The organism is Pseudomonas sp. GW456-L12 (assembly GCF_059424045.1).
The window spans coordinates 53,160-67,501 of the sequence record NZ_JBWKZA010000006.1 but is presented as its reverse complement, the minus strand read 5'-3'; the positions used below and the strand labels follow the sequence as shown (position 1 = coordinate 67,501).

12 protein-coding genes are annotated in these 14,342 nt (G+C 65.0%); 7 read left to right on the top strand and 5 right to left on the bottom strand.

Features of this window, described 5'->3' with window-relative positions; all coding sequences use genetic code 11:
- Positions 1-78: 78 nt before the first annotated feature.
- The 6 genes from AC07Y9_RS09845 to AC07Y9_RS09820 all read left to right on the top strand — a co-directional run bounded on the left by AC07Y9_RS09845 (position 79) and on the right by AC07Y9_RS09820 (position 9,276).
- Entirely contained in the window at positions 79-1,533 is a 1,455-nt protein-coding gene (locus AC07Y9_RS09845; RefSeq protein WP_053260918.1) for a transglycosylase SLT domain-containing protein, read from the top strand.
- Positions 1,534-1,888: 355 nt separating this feature from the next.
- A complete protein-coding gene (locus AC07Y9_RS09840) occupies positions 1,889-3,718 on the top strand; it encodes an extracellular solute-binding protein (protein WP_102679367.1) in 1,830 nt (609 codons plus the stop codon).
- A complete protein-coding gene (locus tag AC07Y9_RS09835) occupies positions 3,715-5,568 on the top strand; it encodes an extracellular solute-binding protein (RefSeq protein WP_102679368.1) in 1,854 nt (617 codons plus the stop codon). The genes AC07Y9_RS09840 and AC07Y9_RS09835 overlap by 4 nt, the downstream gene beginning before the upstream one ends.
- A 1-nt stretch (position 5,569) precedes the next feature.
- Positions 5,570-6,643: a microcin C ABC transporter permease YejB gene (locus AC07Y9_RS09830; protein ID WP_007920957.1), complete on the top strand. Its 1,074-nt coding sequence runs from the start codon at positions 5,570-5,572 to the stop codon at positions 6,641-6,643.
- 1 nt (position 6,644) lies between these two features.
- Positions 6,645-7,664 carry an ABC transporter permease gene (locus AC07Y9_RS09825; protein ID WP_007920958.1) on the top strand — a complete coding sequence of 340 codons (1,020 nt, stop codon included), beginning with the start codon at positions 6,645-6,647 and terminating at the stop codon, positions 7,662-7,664.
- 1 nt (position 7,665) lies between these two features.
- Complete coding sequence (locus tag AC07Y9_RS09820) at positions 7,666-9,276, top strand: ABC transporter ATP-binding protein (protein ID WP_087092851.1); 1,611 nt, start codon at positions 7,666-7,668, stop codon at positions 9,274-9,276.
- Between the two features lie 97 nt (positions 9,277-9,373).
- Here AC07Y9_RS09820 and AC07Y9_RS09815 read toward each other — a convergent pair whose 3' ends face one another.
- The gene (locus tag AC07Y9_RS09815; RefSeq protein WP_007920961.1) at positions 9,374-9,742 is read right to left on the bottom strand and encodes an antibiotic biosynthesis monooxygenase family protein; all 369 of its coding nucleotides are present in this window, start codon (positions 9,740-9,742) and stop codon (positions 9,374-9,376) included.
- A gap of 101 nt (positions 9,743-9,843) precedes the next feature.
- Between AC07Y9_RS09815 and AC07Y9_RS09810 the strand changes: the two genes are divergently transcribed.
- Complete coding sequence (locus AC07Y9_RS09810; RefSeq protein WP_102679369.1) at positions 9,844-10,314, top strand: MarR family winged helix-turn-helix transcriptional regulator; 471 nt, start codon at positions 9,844-9,846, stop codon at positions 10,312-10,314.
- A gap of 28 nt (positions 10,315-10,342) precedes the next feature.
- Here the strand turns inward: AC07Y9_RS09810 and AC07Y9_RS09805 are convergent, their stop codons facing one another.
- The 4 genes from AC07Y9_RS09805 to AC07Y9_RS09790 all read right to left on the bottom strand — a co-directional run bounded on the left by AC07Y9_RS09805 (position 10,343) and on the right by AC07Y9_RS09790 (position 14,249).
- On the bottom strand, positions 10,343-10,951 hold the full coding sequence (locus AC07Y9_RS09805; protein WP_102679370.1) for a GGDEF domain-containing protein: 609 nt from the start codon (positions 10,949-10,951) through the stop codon (positions 10,343-10,345).
- A gap of 91 nt (positions 10,952-11,042) precedes the next feature.
- Positions 11,043-11,621 carry a hypothetical protein gene (locus AC07Y9_RS09800; RefSeq protein ID WP_087092845.1) on the bottom strand — a complete coding sequence of 193 codons (579 nt, stop codon included), beginning with the start codon at positions 11,619-11,621 and terminating at the stop codon, positions 11,043-11,045.
- A 1-nt stretch (position 11,622) separates the two neighbouring features.
- A complete protein-coding gene (locus AC07Y9_RS09795; protein WP_102679371.1) occupies positions 11,623-13,770 on the bottom strand; it encodes a xanthine dehydrogenase family protein molybdopterin-binding subunit in 2,148 nt (715 codons plus the stop codon).
- A gap of 23 nt (positions 13,771-13,793) precedes the next feature.
- Entirely contained in the window at positions 13,794-14,249 is a 456-nt protein-coding gene (locus tag AC07Y9_RS09790) for a (2Fe-2S)-binding protein (protein WP_009043583.1), read from the bottom strand.
- Between the last annotated feature and the right edge of the window lie 93 nt (positions 14,250-14,342).

Here is a 14,342-nt window from a genome sequence, read left to right as displayed (position 1 = left end):
AAATTCTGAATGGTTGACCGCACCGGGTGCGCTTTCTAGAATCGCCCGACATTTTTGCCCGGAACTTACTTCCAGCCAATGTCGTCATCTATTCGTAAATCCATCAATTCAGACGCATTGACGCGGTTGGCTCAAGCCATCGCGGTGGCTGTGTCCGCCACCCTGGCGGGCTGCCAAAGCACGAGCCACGTCCCGCAAACCGACGCTTCGCACACCCAGAATTTCAACGCCCGCATCAAGCAGAAACCCATCTGGCTGAATGAAAAACCCAGCCCGCAATTGCCCCAGGACGTCTGGGAGCGCATGCGCGAAGGTTTCCAGTTGCAGGAAGGCATCGGCGTCAACCCGCGCATCGAACAGCAGCGCCTGTGGTTCGCCAGCAATCCCTCGTTTCTCGAGAATGCCAGCGAACGCGGCAGCCTCTATATCCACTACATCGTCGAACGCCTTGAAGAACGCAACATGCCGCTGGAGCTGGCCCTGCTGCCGGTGATCGAGAGCGCCTACAACCCGATGGCCTATTCCCGGGCCGACGCGGTGGGCCTCTGGCAGTTCATCCCGTCCACCGGGCGTTCCTTCAATCTGCGCCAGACCCGTTTCTACGATGGCCGTCGCGATATCACCGCCTCGACCACCGCGGCCATGGATTACCTGACCCGCCTGCACGACATGTTCAACGGCGACTGGCTGCTGGCCCTGGCGGCCTACAACGCCGGCGAAGGCACGGTCAGCCGCGCCATCGAGCGCAACGAGAAACTCGGCCTGCCCACCGACTACTGGAACCTGCCGCTGCCGTCGGAAACCCAGGCCTACGTGCCCAAGCTGCTGGCCCTGTCCCAGGTGGTGCTGGCGCCGGAAGCCTATGGCGTGAACCTGAACCCGATCGCCAACGAACCCTACTTCCAGGTCGTCGAGATCAACCAGCGCATGGACCTGTCCAAGGTCGCCGCGGTGGCCAATATCGACGAGGACGAGCTGTTCCAGCTCAACCCGGCCTTCAAGCAGCGCACCACCATCGACGGTCCCCAGCACCTGCTGGTGCCGACGTCCAAGGCGCAACTGCTGAGCGCCAGCCTGTCGACCATGAAACCCGAAGAGCTGATCAGCCAGCGTTCGTTCAAGCCGGTGTTCGAGGGTGCCGACAGTCGCGAAATGGCCCAGGCCAAGCGCAACTACCGGGTCAAGCGTGGCGATAACCTGTCGCAGATCGCCAAGGCCAACAAGGTCGACGTCAAGGACCTGCAACGCTGGAACAAACTCAGCGGCAAGCAGCTCAAGGTCGGCCAGACCCTGGTCATGCAGGACACCCGGGCCAAAGCCAGCAGCAAGACCAGCGCCAAGACGTCCGGCAAGAAGACCCTGGTCGCCCGCGCCGACAAGAAGTCGACCCAGTACAAGGTCAAGCAAGGCGATTCGCTGTACATGGTGGCCAAGCGCTTCAACGTCGAGATGCAGCACCTCAAGCGCTGGAATCCCCGCGCCGGCCAGGCCCTCAAGCCAGGCCAGATGCTGACCGTCTACCTGCCTCACTGATCTGCAGCTCCTGGCGCAGGCCCTCCTGCGCCAGCAAGATCGCCGCGACCGTGCCGGTCGTTCGCAGCCTTCGGCAGCGGCTACAAGGCTGCCTTGAAATCGCGATGTATCCGACGACTCTTCCGGTGTAGCCGCTGCCGCAGGCTGCGATAGGGCCGCAGGCCCTCCTGCGCCAGGACGATCGCCGCGACCGTACCGGTCGATCGCAGCCTTCGGCACCGGCTACGGATTGCGCTGTATCCAGCGGCGACAAGCAAATGTCGTGACCAGCCCGGGGCGGCCTTTTTCCTGTCGATACAAGCTGTTACTGTACGGAGCACAAAGCCCAAGCCGCCTGGATCGGATCTCTGACTTGATGCGTCCCCTCCTCCTGTCCCTAATCAGTCTGGCCTTGAGCTTTCCCGCAAGCGCAACGATCACTGAAAGTCATGGTTACGCGCAGTTCGGCACGCTCAAGTACCCCACCAAATTCACCCATTTCGACTGGGTCAACCCCGCCGCGCCCAAAGGCGGGACCTTGCGGGTCATGGCGTTTGGCACCTTCGACACCCTCAACCCCTACACCTTCAAGGGCAGCAGCCCGGTTTCCACGCCCAACTTCCTGCAATACGGGGTCAACGAGCTGAACGAGCCGCTGATGGTCGGCACCGGCCAGTACGCGCCGTCCGGCGACGAGCCGACTTCCAGCTACGGCCTGATCGCCCGCTCCGTCGAATACAGCGAAGACCGCAGCTGGGTAGTGTTCAACCTGCGCCCCGAGGCGCGCTTCCACGATGGCCAGCCGATCACCGCCTACGATGTGGCGCTTTCCTATCGGCTGCTGCTCAAGGAAGGCCACCCGCAATACCGCACCAACCTGCAGGAAGTGCAGCGGGTGGACATCCTCGGCCCGCAGCGCATTCGTTTTGTCTTCAAGCGCTCCGGCAACCCGCTGCTGATCCTGCGCCTGGGCGAACTGCCGGTGCTGCCGCAGCACTACTGGAAAGACCGCGATTTCAAGGCCACCACCTTCGAGCCGCCGCTGGGCAGCGGCCCCTACCGCATCACCCGGGTGCAACCGGGGCGCTCGCTGCTGTTCGAGCGGGTCAAGGACTACTGGGGCAAGGACCTGCCGGTCAATCGCGGCTTCAACAATTTCAACAAGGTCGCGGTGGAGTTCTACCGCGACAGCGACGTCGCCTTCGAAGCCTTCAAGGCCGGCGAATTCGACATCTACATCGAACACCAGGCGAAGAACTGGGCCAACGGCTACAACTTCCCCGCGGTCAACCGCGGCGACATCATCAAGGCCCAGGTGGCGCACCAGATCCCGACCCAGACCCAGGGCCTGTTCATGAACAGCCGCCGGGCGATCTTCGCCGAACGCAAGGTGCGCGAGGCCCTGGGCCTGATGTTCGATTTCGAGTGGACCAACCGCACCCTGTTCAGCGGCGCCTACAAGCGCGCGACCAGCTACTACCCCAACAGCGAGTTCTCCGCCACGGGCCTGCCGGTCGGCCATGAATGGCTGCTGCTCTCGCCCTACCGCGAGCAGTTGCCCGCCAGCCTGTTCACCCAGCCCTTCAGCCTGCCGCAGACCGACGGCCGCGGCATCCCGCGGGCGACCCTGCGCCGGGCCCTGGGCCTGCTCGCCGAAGCCGGCTGGAAGCTCAACGGCCAGCGCCTGCTCGACAGCAACGGGCAGCCGCTGCGCTTCGAGCTGCTGTTGGTCAACCCGAACCTGGAACGGATCCTCCAGCCCTACGTCGAGAACCTGGCCAGCATCGGCATCGACGCGCGCCTGCGCACCGTGGACCGGGCGCAGTACAAGCAGCGCCTGGACCAGTTCGATTTCGACATGATCCTCATGACCCTGAACCAGACCCTCAGCCCGGGCCTGGAGCAATGGCAGTACTTCCACTCCAGCCAGGTCGGGGTCAAGGGCAGCAAGAACTATGCGGGCATCGACAATCCCATCGTCGATCACCTGCTGGAACACCTGCTCGCCGCGCAGAGCCGCGACGAGCAACTGGCCGCCGGTCGGGCCCTGGATCGGGTGCTGCTGTGGCAGCACTACATCATCCCCAACTGGTACCTCAACTATCATCGCCTGGCGTACCGCAACCGGTTCGCCTTCGTCACCACGCCGCCCTACCAACTGGGCCTGAGTGCCTGGTGGCTGAAGTCTCTGGAGAAAGCCCAATGATGCCCCTGCGTGCCCTGCTCCCGTGGGCCGGCGGCGTGCTGCTGACGGGGATCGCCTGCCTCGTCCAGGCCGCTCCGCAACACGCCCTGACCCTGTACAACGAACCGCCGAAGTACCCGGCGAACTTCAAGCACTTCGCCTACGTCAACCCGGACGCGCCCAAGGGCGGCACCTTCCGCGAGTCCGGCTTCGGCGGCTTTGACAGCCTCAACCCGTTCATCAACAAAGGCGTGCCGGCGGACAATATCGGCCTGATCTACGACACCCTGATGCGCCAGAGCCTGGACGAACCCTTCACCGAATACGGCCTGATCGCCGGGCAGATCGAGAAAGCCCCGGACAACAGCTGGGTGCGTTTCTACCTGCGCCCCGAGGCGCGCTTCCACGACGGCCATCCGATCCGCGCCGAGGACGTGGTGTTCAGCTTCCAGACCCTGATGCAGGCCGGCGCGCCGATGTACCGCGGCTACTACGCCGACGTCGAGGACGTGATCGCCGAAGACCCGCTCAAGGTGCTGTTCAAGTTCAAGCACACCAACAATCGCGAACTGCCGCTGATTCTCGGGCAGCTGTCAATTCTGCCCAAGCACTGGTGGGAACACCGCGACTTTTCCAAGGGCAACCTGGAAATCCCCCTCGGCAGCGGCCCGTACAAGGTGGTCGAGGTCAAGGCCGGACGCTCGGTGCGTTATGAGCGGGTCAAGGATTACTGGGGCAAGGACCTGCCGATCAACCGCGGCCAGTTCAACTTCGATGTCATGGCCACCGACTATTTCCGCGACAACACCGTGGCCCTGGAAGCCCTCAAGGCCGGCCAGTTCGACTACTGGCTGGAGACCAGCGCGAAAAACTGGGCCAACGCCTACAACATCCCGGCCGTAGCCGAAGGCCGGCTGATCAAGGAACAGATCCCCAATGGCAACCCCACCGGCATGCAGGGCTTTGTCTACAACATCCGCCGTCCGCTGTTCCAGGATGTGCGGGTGCGCAAGGCCCTGAGCCTGCTGCTGGACTTCGAGTGGACCAACAAGCAACTGTTCAACGGCGCCTACACCCGCACCCGCAGCTACTTCGAGAACTCGGAAATGGCCGCCACCGGCCTGCCCGACGCCGACGAACTGCAGATCCTCGAACCGCTGCGCGGCAAGATCCCCGACCAGGTCTTCACTGAAGCCTTCCAGCCCTCGGTGTGCGACGGCAGCGGCATGATCCGCGCCCAGCAGCGCCATGCCTACCAACTGCTGCAGGAAGCCGGCTGGCGCATCGTCGACGACAAGATGGTCGACGCCCAGGGCAAGCCGGTGGTGATCGAGTTCCTCCTGGCCCAGACCGAGTTCGAGCGCGTGCTGCTGCCGTTCAAGCGCAACCTCGCGGACCTGGGGATCGACCTGGTGATCCGCCGGGTCGACGTTTCCCAGTACATCAACCGCCTGCGCTCGCGGGACTTCGACATGGTGGTCGGCGGCTTCCCGCAATCGAGTTCGCCGGGCAACGAGCAGCGCGAATACTGGAAGTCCTCCAGCGCCGACAACCCCGGCAGCCGCAACTTCATCGGCCTCAAGGACCCGACCATCGACGCCCTGGTGGAAGACCTGATCAACGCCGACTCGCGCAAGAGCCTGGTGGCCCATGCCCGCGCCCTCGACCGGGTGCTGCAATGGGGCTACTACGTGATTCCCAACTGGCACATCAAGACCTGGCGCGTGGCCTATTGGGATCACATAGGCCACCCGAGCGTCTCGCCCAAGTACGACGTCGGCATCCAGACCTGGTGGATCAAGCCCGACGCCAAGCCGGCCGTGACCCCGGACACCCACTCGCAGGCCGCCCCCGACGGCGTGGAGCAATAAGATGCTGGCCTACATTCTGCGACGCCTGCTGCTGATCATCCCCACTCTGTTCGGCATCCTGCTGATCAACTTCGTGATCATCCAGGCCGCGCCCGGCGGCCCGGTGGAACAGATGATCGCCAAGCTCGAGGGTTTCGAAGGCGCCACCAGCCGGATCGCCGGCGGCGGCGCCGAAGTCTCGGTGGCCGGGTCCAGCTACCGCGGGGCCCAGGGCCTGGACCCGGCCCTGGTCAAGGAAATCGAGAAGATGTACGGCTTCGACAAGTCGGCGCCGGAACGCCTGTGGATCATGATCAAGAACTACGCCACCCTGGATTTCGGCGACAGCTTCTTTCGCGACGCCAAGGTGGTCGACCTGATCCGCGAAAAGCTCCCGGTGTCGATCTCCCTGGGGCTGTGGAGCACCCTGATCATGTATCTGGTGTCGATCCCCCTGGGGATCGCCAAGGCCACCCGCCACGGCAGCCACTTCGACGTCTGGACCAGCTCGGCGATCATCGTCGGCTACGCGATCCCGGCGTTCCTGTTCGCCATCCTGCTGATCGTGATGTTCGCCGGCGGCAGTTATTTCGACTGGTTCCCGCTGCGCGGCCTGACCTCGAACAACTTCGACCAGCTGAGCTGGGGCGGCAAGATCCTCGACTACTTCTGGCACCTGGCGCTGCCGGTGACCGCCCTGGTGATCGGCAACTTCGCCACCATGACCCTGCTGACCAAGAACAGCTTCCTCGACGAGATCAACAAGCAGTACGTGGTCACCGCCCGGGCCAAGGGCCTGACCAGGCGCCGCGTGCTCTACGGCCATGTGTTCCGCAACGCCATGCTGCTGGTGATCGCCGGCTTCCCCTCGGCCTTCATCGGCATCTTCTTTACCGGATCCTTGCTGGTGGAGGTGATCTTCTCCCTCGACGGCCTGGGCCTGATGAGCTTCGAGGCGGCGATCAACCGCGATTACCCGGTGGTGTTCGGCACCCTGTTCATCTTCACCCTGCTGGGGCTGGTGGTGAAACTGATCGGCGACCTGACCTACACCCTGGTCGACCCACGCATCGACTTCGAAAGCCGGGAGCATTGAGATGAACCTGTCCCCCCTCAATCGCCGGCGTTTCGAGCTGTTCAAGGCCAACAAGCGCGGCTGGTGGTCGCTGTGGCTGTTCCTGATCCTGTTTGGCGCCAGCCTTGGCGCCGAGCTGATCGCCAACGACAAGCCGCTGGTGGTGCACTACGACGACGGCTGGTACTTCCCGGCGCTCAAGCGCTACCCGGAAACCACCTTCGGCGGCGAGTTCCCCCTGGAGGCCAACTACAAGAGCCCGTACATCCGCGAACTGCTGGCGGCCAAGGACGCCTGGGTGCTGTGGGCGCCGATCCCGTTCAGCTACCAGAGCATCAACTACGACCTGAAAGTCCCGGCCCCCGCGCCGCCCTCGGCGGACAACCTGCTGGGCACCGACGACCAGGGCCGCGACGTGCTGGCACGGGTGATCTACGGCTTCCGGGTGTCGGTGCTGTTCGCCCTGACCCTGACCGTGCTCAGTTCGATCATCGGCGTCATCGCCGGGGCGCTGCAGGGCTTCTATGGCGGCTGGGTCGACCTGGCCGGGCAGCGTTTCCTGGAGATCTGGTCCGGGCTGCCGGTGCTCTACCTGTTGATCATCCTCGCCAGCTTCGTGCAGCCGAACTTCTGGTGGCTGCTGGGGATCATGCTGCTGTTCTCCTGGATGAGCCTGGTGGACGTGGTGCGCGCCGAGTTCCTGCGCGGGCGCAACCTGGAATACGTGCGCGCCGCCCGCGCCCTGGGCATGCAGAACGGCGCGATCATGTTCCGCCATATCCTGCCCAACGCCATGGTCTCGACCATGACCTTCATGCCGTTCATCCTCACCGGCGCCATCGGCACCCTGACCGCCCTCGACTTCCTCGGTTTCGGCCTGCCCCCCGGCGCGCCGTCCCTGGGCGAACTGGTGGCCCAGGGCAAATCCAACCTGCAGGCGCCGTGGCTGGGCATCAGCGCCTTTGCCGTGCTGGCGATCATGTTGAGCCTGCTGGTATTTATCGGCGAGTCCGCTCGCGATGCCTTCGACCCGAGGAAATGAGATGAATCAGGACAATCTGATCGAAGTCCGCGACCTCGCCGTCGAATTTGGTGTCGGCGCCCACACGCAACGGGTGGTCGAGGGCATCAGCTTCGACATCAAGCGCGGCGAAACCCTGGCCCTGGTGGGCGAAAGCGGCTCTGGAAAATCGGTGACCGCGCACTCGATCCTGCGCCTCTTGCCCTACCCGCTGGCCCGCCATCCGTCCGGGACCATCCAGTACGCCGGCCAGGATTTGCTGACTCAGAAAGAAAAAACCATCCGGCATATTCGCGGCAACCGCATCGCCATGATCTTCCAGGAGCCGATGACCTCGCTCAACCCGCTGCACAGCATCGAGAAGCAGATCAACGAGGTGCTGGGCCTGCACAAGGGCCTGATCGGCAAGGTCGCCACCCGGCGCACCCTGGAGCTGCTGGAACTGGTGGGCATCCCCGAGCCGCACAAGCGTCTCAAGGCCCTGCCCCACGAGCTGTCCGGCGGCCAGCGGCAACGGGTGATGATCGCCATGGCCCTGGCCAACGAGCCGGAACTGCTGATCGCTGACGAGCCGACCACCGCCCTCGACGTCACCGTGCAACTGAAAATCCTCGAACTGCTCAAGGAGCTGCAAGCGCGCCTGGGCATGGCCTTGCTGCTGATCAGCCACGACCTCAACCTGGTCCGGCGCATCGCTCACCGCGTCTGCGTGATGCAGCGCGGCTGCATCGTCGAACAGGCGTCCTGCGAAGAGCTGTTCCGCGCGCCGCAGCATCCCTACACCCGCGAACTGCTGGCGGCCGAGCCCAGCGGCAAGCCGGCGAGCAACGTGGTCGGCCCGCCGCTGTTGCAGGTCGAGGACCTGAAGGTCTGGTTCCCGATCAAGAAAGGCCTGCTGCGCCACACCGTCGACCATGTGAAGGCGGTGGACGGCATCAACTTCAGCCTGCCCCAGGGCCAGACCCTGGGCATCGTCGGCGAAAGCGGCTCGGGCAAATCCACCCTGGGCCTGGCGATCCTGCGCCTGATCGCCAGCAAGGGCGCCATCCGCTTCGAAGGCCAGCAGCTGGACGGCCTGTCGCAGCAGCAGGTGCGGCCGTTGCGCCGGGAGATGCAGGTGGTGTTCCAGGACCCCTTCGGCAGCCTCAGCCCGCGCATGTGCGTGAGCCAGATCGTCGGCGAAGGCCTGCGCATCCACAAGATCGGCAGCGCCGCCGAGCAGGAACAGGCAATCATCGAAGCGCTCAAGGAAGTGGGCCTCGATCCGGAAACCCGACACCGCTACCCCCACGAGTTCTCCGGCGGCCAGCGCCAGCGCATCGCCATCGCCCGCGCCCTGGTGCTCAAGCCAGCGCTGATCCTGCTGGACGAGCCGACCTCGGCCCTCGACCGCACCGTGCAGCGCCAAGTGGTGGAGCTGCTGCGCAAGCTGCAGGCCAAGTACAACCTGACCTACCTGTTCATCAGTCACGACCTGGCGGTGGTCAAGGCCCTGAGCCACCAGTTGATGGTGGTCAAGCATGGCCAGGTGGTGGAACAGGGCGACGCGCAGCACATCTTCGCCGCGCCGCAGCATCCCTACACCCGGCAGTTGCTGGAGGCCGCGTTCCTGGTGCCGGCCAGCGAGGCATGAGCGCTCGCTGGCCTGCTGTACCGGCCGGCGAGCGCGGATGCAGCAGTGACCGGCAGGCACCTCACGGCCGCAATCATCTGGGCCAGGTATCGGCTGCCTAGGCGACGCAGATGCCCGGTACCGCGACCTTCTGGAACAGATGCGGGGAAGCGACCGCCGAGGACGGATAGTGCGAAAGCTTGGCCCTGAACTCCGGATGCACGAAGGCCGCCCGGAAATGCGCGTTGGACTCCCAGACCGCGTAATTGAGATAGGTCGGGCTTTCGCCGATGGCGCGATGCAGCTGGGTGGAAATGAACCCCGGCTGTTGCTTCATAAAACTGGCATCGTCTTGCCAGGCCTGCAGGAAGGTTGGCTCGTCGGCCTGGTCCAGGGTGAAGACGTTGATCAGGATGACCGGCGCGGCTTCGAGCGTAATCTGGCGGTCGATCGGAAAGGCGGGGTCCATAGGGCGAATGAGAGACATGGCAGGCTCCAGGTGTGAGGGCTGAATTCGTAATCAAATTGCTATATTGACATCATGATGTCAATATCCCTGAAGAATCATTTTGTCTGGATAACAACGTTATGCACGAACCTGAACCCACCCCCGCCGGGGCTGCCCTGACCGACTTCATTCTGAGTATGTTCCGGGCAAGCAACCTGACGCTGGCCTGGGGCGACCGGATAGTCGCCCCCCTCGGGCTGACCAGCGCCCGCTGGCAGATTCTGGGCGCGATCGTGGCGGCAGAGCGCCCGCAGCCGGTCGCCTGGCTCGCTCGGGATCTGGAGGCCAACCGACAGAATGTCCAGCGCATCATCAACGATCTGGAGAAGGAAGGACTGGTGACCTTCCAGCCCAACCCGCATCACCGGCGCGCGCAGCTCGTGACGCTGACAGACAAGGGTACGGCAGCCTTCAATGAGGCCATCCGCCTGTACACCCCGCTGGTCAACGATTTGTCGGCCGGACTTGAAGTTGAAGACATTCAAACGGCCCTGCGCGTGATCACCGAGTTGCGAAACAGGCTCCAAGGGCAGGCTGGCACCGAGCAATAACCCGCCGTATTGCGTCTCGGCCCAACATTCACGCCTTGAACAGCGGCCCGCGGCCCGGTCTGCTCATGGTCTGGTCGGCGTCCGCCAGCAAGGTTTCCACATCGGCCGGCCGGACCGGATCGAACTCGATCTGGCCGATGCTGAAGCAGATGTCGTAAATGCACTGCTGGGTGGCGGTGCGCTCGTCGAGGATGGCCTGCAGACGGGTGATGATCGCCAGCTTTTCCATCCGTTCCGAGCCGGTCAGCAGCACCGCGAAACGCTGGTACTCCAGATGCCCGACCACGTCGCTTTCGCGAAAGGCGATGCGCAGGCCGTCGGCGAAGGTCTTGAGCGCCGCCTCGCCTTCTTCCGACCCATAAGCGCGGGCGATACGGTAGATGTCGTCAAGATCGAACAGCAGCAAGGTCGCCGGGCAGTTCAGGTCCTTGCAGGCCTGCAGCGCATCGCCGGCCAGCACCGCAAAGCCGTGCGAGTTGGGCAGCAGGGTCAGTTTATCGAGGTTGGCTACCTGCACCGCGGCCAGCTCCTGCTCGGCCCGGCGGTTCTGATCGCGCAACAGTTGCCGGGACGGGTCGTCCGCCTCCGGGGATGGCACCTGGTTCGGTGCCTGGACAGGCTTGTCTGGGGAAAACATCGCACACTCCATTGGCGGGTATCACCTATAGAGCTTAGTTGCCGAGGCCTGCGACTGCCCCGCAACCAGCCCTCGCTGGGGGCCCCTGGCGTCAACTTCCGACCGCCGGGCAGGGTCCGCCCGCCTCGGCCCAGAGCTTGAACTGGCTGACGAACACGTCGTGGGGCACCGGTACCGGCGCGCGGTTGCCACCGGGGTTCCAGCCCCAGAGCACCAGCTTGTCTTCGCTGACATGCTTGATCAGCGCGGCAAAGTCGCGGTCGCCGTTGCTGGCCTTGTCCTTGATCATCTGGCACAGGCGGTCGGCCGGCAGGCCGATCCAGGCCATCTTGTGCGCCGCCGGCGGCAGGCTCCAGTGTGGTGCCCCCGGCGGTGCGTGCGGGCCGTAGCTGGCCGGCGGGTTGCTTGCGCCATGGCAGGTGGCGCACGGCAGCCCCGCCGCGCCCTTGCCATCCAGGCCACGGACCACGGCCATGGCATGGGGCGTGCCGGCGTCGAACTGCAAGGGCGCATCCCCGGGAATATGGCAATTCTGGCAGCGCGGGCTCTGGAACACCTTCTGCACCGTCGCGAACGCCGCCAGCGCCGGGTCATCGGCGGCGAACAGGTCCGAGGCATAACCGCCCAGGCCGACCAGGATCAGCGAGCCGAGGAACAGGTGGCGTTTCATCTCACACCCCCGCCAGTTGCAGCGGCAGCTCACGCAGGCGCTGGCCGGTCAGGGCGAACACCGCGTTGGCCACCGCCGGCGTCGTGGGCGGCACGCCCGCCTCGCCGATACCGCCGGGTTTCTCGCTGCTGGCGACTATGTGCACCTCGACCTCGGGCATCTCGTTCAGGCGCAACACCTGGAAGTCGTGATAGTTGGACTGCACCACCCGGCCGTCCTTGAAGGAGATGCGGCTGTGCAGGGCCATGCCCAGGCCGAAGGTGATCCCCGACTCCATCTGCGCGGCGATGCTTTGCGGGTTCACCGCGATGCCGCAATCCACCGCACAGACCACGCGGTGCACGCGAATCCGCTCGGCCTCCTGGGACACCTCGGCCACCTGCGCCACATAGCTGCCGAAGGACTCGTGCACCGCCACGCCCAGGGCATGGCCATTGGGCACGGGCTTGCCCCAGCCGGCCTTCTCCACCGCCAGGTTGAGCACGCCCAGGTGCCGTGGGTGATCCTTGAGCAGGGTGCGGCGGTATTCCACCGGGTCCTTGCCCACCGCGGCGGCCATCTCGTCGATCAACGATTCGACGACGAACGCGGTGTGGGTATGGCCCACGGAACGCATCCACAGCACGGTGATGCCAGTCATCGGCGAATGCAGGTCGACCCGGTGGTTCGGCGTGCCCTTCAGGTAAGGCCCGTCCGCCAGGCCCTCGACCGAGGTGTTGTCGATGCCATTCTTGACGAAGCTGGCCTCGAACGAGGTGCCGGCCATGATCGACTGCCCCACCAGCACATGCTGCCAGGCCAGCGGCAGGCCCTTGGCATCCAGGCCGACCTGCGCCTGATGCAGGAACGCCGAACGGAAGTAGCCGCCGCGCACGTCGTCTTCCCGCGACCAGACGGTTTTCACCGGGGCTGCGGCGGCCTTGGCCACCTCCACTGCTTCGCTGACGAAGTCCGAGGTGGGATTGGCCCGGCGGCCGAAACCGCCACCCAAAAATTGCGTATGGATCTGTACCTGCTCCGGCTTGAGCCCGATGATCTTCGCCGCGACCATCTGGTCCAGGGTCTGGAACTGGGTGCCGGTCCAGATCTCGCACTTGTCGGCGCCGATGCGCACCGTGCAGTTGAGCGGTTCCATCGGCGCATGGGCCAGGTACGGCACGCTGTATTCGGCCTTGATCACCTGCGTCGCCTTGGCCATGCTCCCGGCCGCATCGCCGGCCTCGGCGGCCTTGGTCCCGGGGGTCAGCGCCAGTTTGCGAAAGCTCTGCATCAGGCTTTCGCTGCTCATGTTGGCGTTCGGCCCCAGGTCCCATTCGGCCTTGAGCGCATCGCGCCCCTGCTTGGCCGCCCAGTAATGCTCGGCGACCACCGCCACGCCCGTGGGCACCTGGAGCACCTTGATCACCCCGGGCACCGCCAGCGCCGCCTGGGGATCGAACGACTTGAGCGTGCCGCCGAACACCGGCGAACGCAGGACCACGGCGGTCAGCAGGCCGTCAAAATACATGTCCATGCCGAATTGCGCGCGGCCGGTGATTTTCTCAGGGGTGTCCAGGCGCTGGGTCGGCTTGCCGATCAGCCGCCAGTCCTTGGCCTCCTTCAAGCGCAACGAGGCCGGGTCCGGCACCGGCAGCTGCCCGGCGTCGTTGGCCAGGTCGCCGTAGCTCAGGCGCTGGTCGCCGGCCACCACCCAGCCCTGCTCGGTGTGCAGGGTCGAGGGCGCCACCTGCAGGCGCTTGGCCGCCGCCTCGATCAGCATCTGCCGGGCCGCGGCGCCGGCCTGGCGATAGCGGTCGAACTCCATCCAGGTCGAGGTCGAGCCGCCGGTGATCTGCATCCCGCCGAACGCCGGCAAGCCATACACCGCGGCGGCCGGCGCGTGCTCGACGCGAATCTTCGACCAGTCGGCATCCAGCTCCTCGGCGATCAGCATCGACAGCCCGGTCCAGATGCCCTGGCCCATTTCCGAATGGCCGAGCACCACGGTGACCACTCCATCCGGGGCGATACGCAAGAACGCATTGGGCACGAACGCTTCGCTCGCCGCCCGGGCAAAACGATTGGCTCCCGGGATGACGAACGCCACCACCAGCCCGCCGCCGAGCAGCGCACCCCCTTTGAGAAACCCACGACGCGATGCAGTGATCATGCCTTGCCCCTCTTAATGCCGACTCAGCCGATTTCAGCGGCGCGCTTGACCGCCGCGCGGATCCTTGGGTAGGTGCCGCAGCGGCAGATATTGCCGGACAACGCCTGGTCGATATCGCTGTCGGTGGGCGACGGGATCTTCGCCAGCAAGGCCGCGGCCGACATGATCTGCCCCGACTGGCAGTAACCGCACTGCACCACGTCCAGCTCGGCCCAGGCGCGCTGCACCGGGTGCGAGCCGTCCGCCGACAGGCCTTCGATGGTGAGGATCTTCTGCCCGTTGGCCACTGTCGCGGCCGGGGTCACGCAGGAACGCAGCGGCGCGCCGTCGACATGCACGGTGCAGGCGCCGCATTGCGCCATGCCGCAGCCGAACTTGGTACCGGTCAGGTGCGCCACATCGCGCAGCACCCAGAGCAGCGGCATGTCCGCGGGCACCTCGAGCTGCTGGTCCTTGCCATTGATATTGAGTGTCAACATGCGCAACTCCTCAGGCCGAGGGGGGACAGGATTCACGGGATCCTGGAGCGGCGTCGCTGTGGCCGAAGGCCTACGCGCGCCGCGAGGTTTTCC

What these genes read in the sequence shown, in the direction of transcription:
- AC07Y9_RS09845 (WP_053260918.1), top strand. Translation starts at nt 79, where the DNA reads ATGTCGTCATCTATTCGTAAATCCATCAATTCAGACGCATTGACGCGG.
- AC07Y9_RS09840 (WP_102679367.1), top strand. Translation starts at nt 1,889, where the DNA reads ATGCGTCCCCTCCTCCTGTCCCTAATCAGTCTGGCCTTGAGCTTTCCC.
- AC07Y9_RS09835 (WP_102679368.1), top strand. Translation starts at nt 3,715, where the DNA reads ATGATGCCCCTGCGTGCCCTGCTCCCGTGGGCCGGCGGCGTGCTGCTG.
- AC07Y9_RS09830 (WP_007920957.1), top strand. Translation starts at nt 5,570, where the DNA reads ATGCTGGCCTACATTCTGCGACGCCTGCTGCTGATCATCCCCACTCTG.
- AC07Y9_RS09825 (WP_007920958.1), top strand. Translation starts at nt 6,645, where the DNA reads ATGAACCTGTCCCCCCTCAATCGCCGGCGTTTCGAGCTGTTCAAGGCC.
- AC07Y9_RS09820 (WP_087092851.1), top strand. Translation starts at nt 7,666, where the DNA reads ATGAATCAGGACAATCTGATCGAAGTCCGCGACCTCGCCGTCGAATTT.
- AC07Y9_RS09815 (WP_007920961.1), bottom strand. Translation starts at nt 9,742, where the DNA reads ATGTCTCTCATTCGCCCTATGGACCCCGCCTTTCCGATCGACCGCCAG.
- AC07Y9_RS09810 (WP_102679369.1), top strand. Translation starts at nt 9,844, where the DNA reads ATGCACGAACCTGAACCCACCCCCGCCGGGGCTGCCCTGACCGACTTC.
- AC07Y9_RS09805 (WP_102679370.1), bottom strand. Translation starts at nt 10,951, where the DNA reads ATGTTTTCCCCAGACAAGCCTGTCCAGGCACCGAACCAGGTGCCATCC.
- AC07Y9_RS09800 (WP_087092845.1), bottom strand. Translation starts at nt 11,621, where the DNA reads ATGAAACGCCACCTGTTCCTCGGCTCGCTGATCCTGGTCGGCCTGGGC.
- AC07Y9_RS09795 (WP_102679371.1), bottom strand. Translation starts at nt 13,770, where the DNA reads ATGATCACTGCATCGCGTCGTGGGTTTCTCAAAGGGGGTGCGCTGCTC.
- AC07Y9_RS09790 (WP_009043583.1), bottom strand. Translation starts at nt 14,249, where the DNA reads ATGTTGACACTCAATATCAATGGCAAGGACCAGCAGCTCGAGGTGCCC.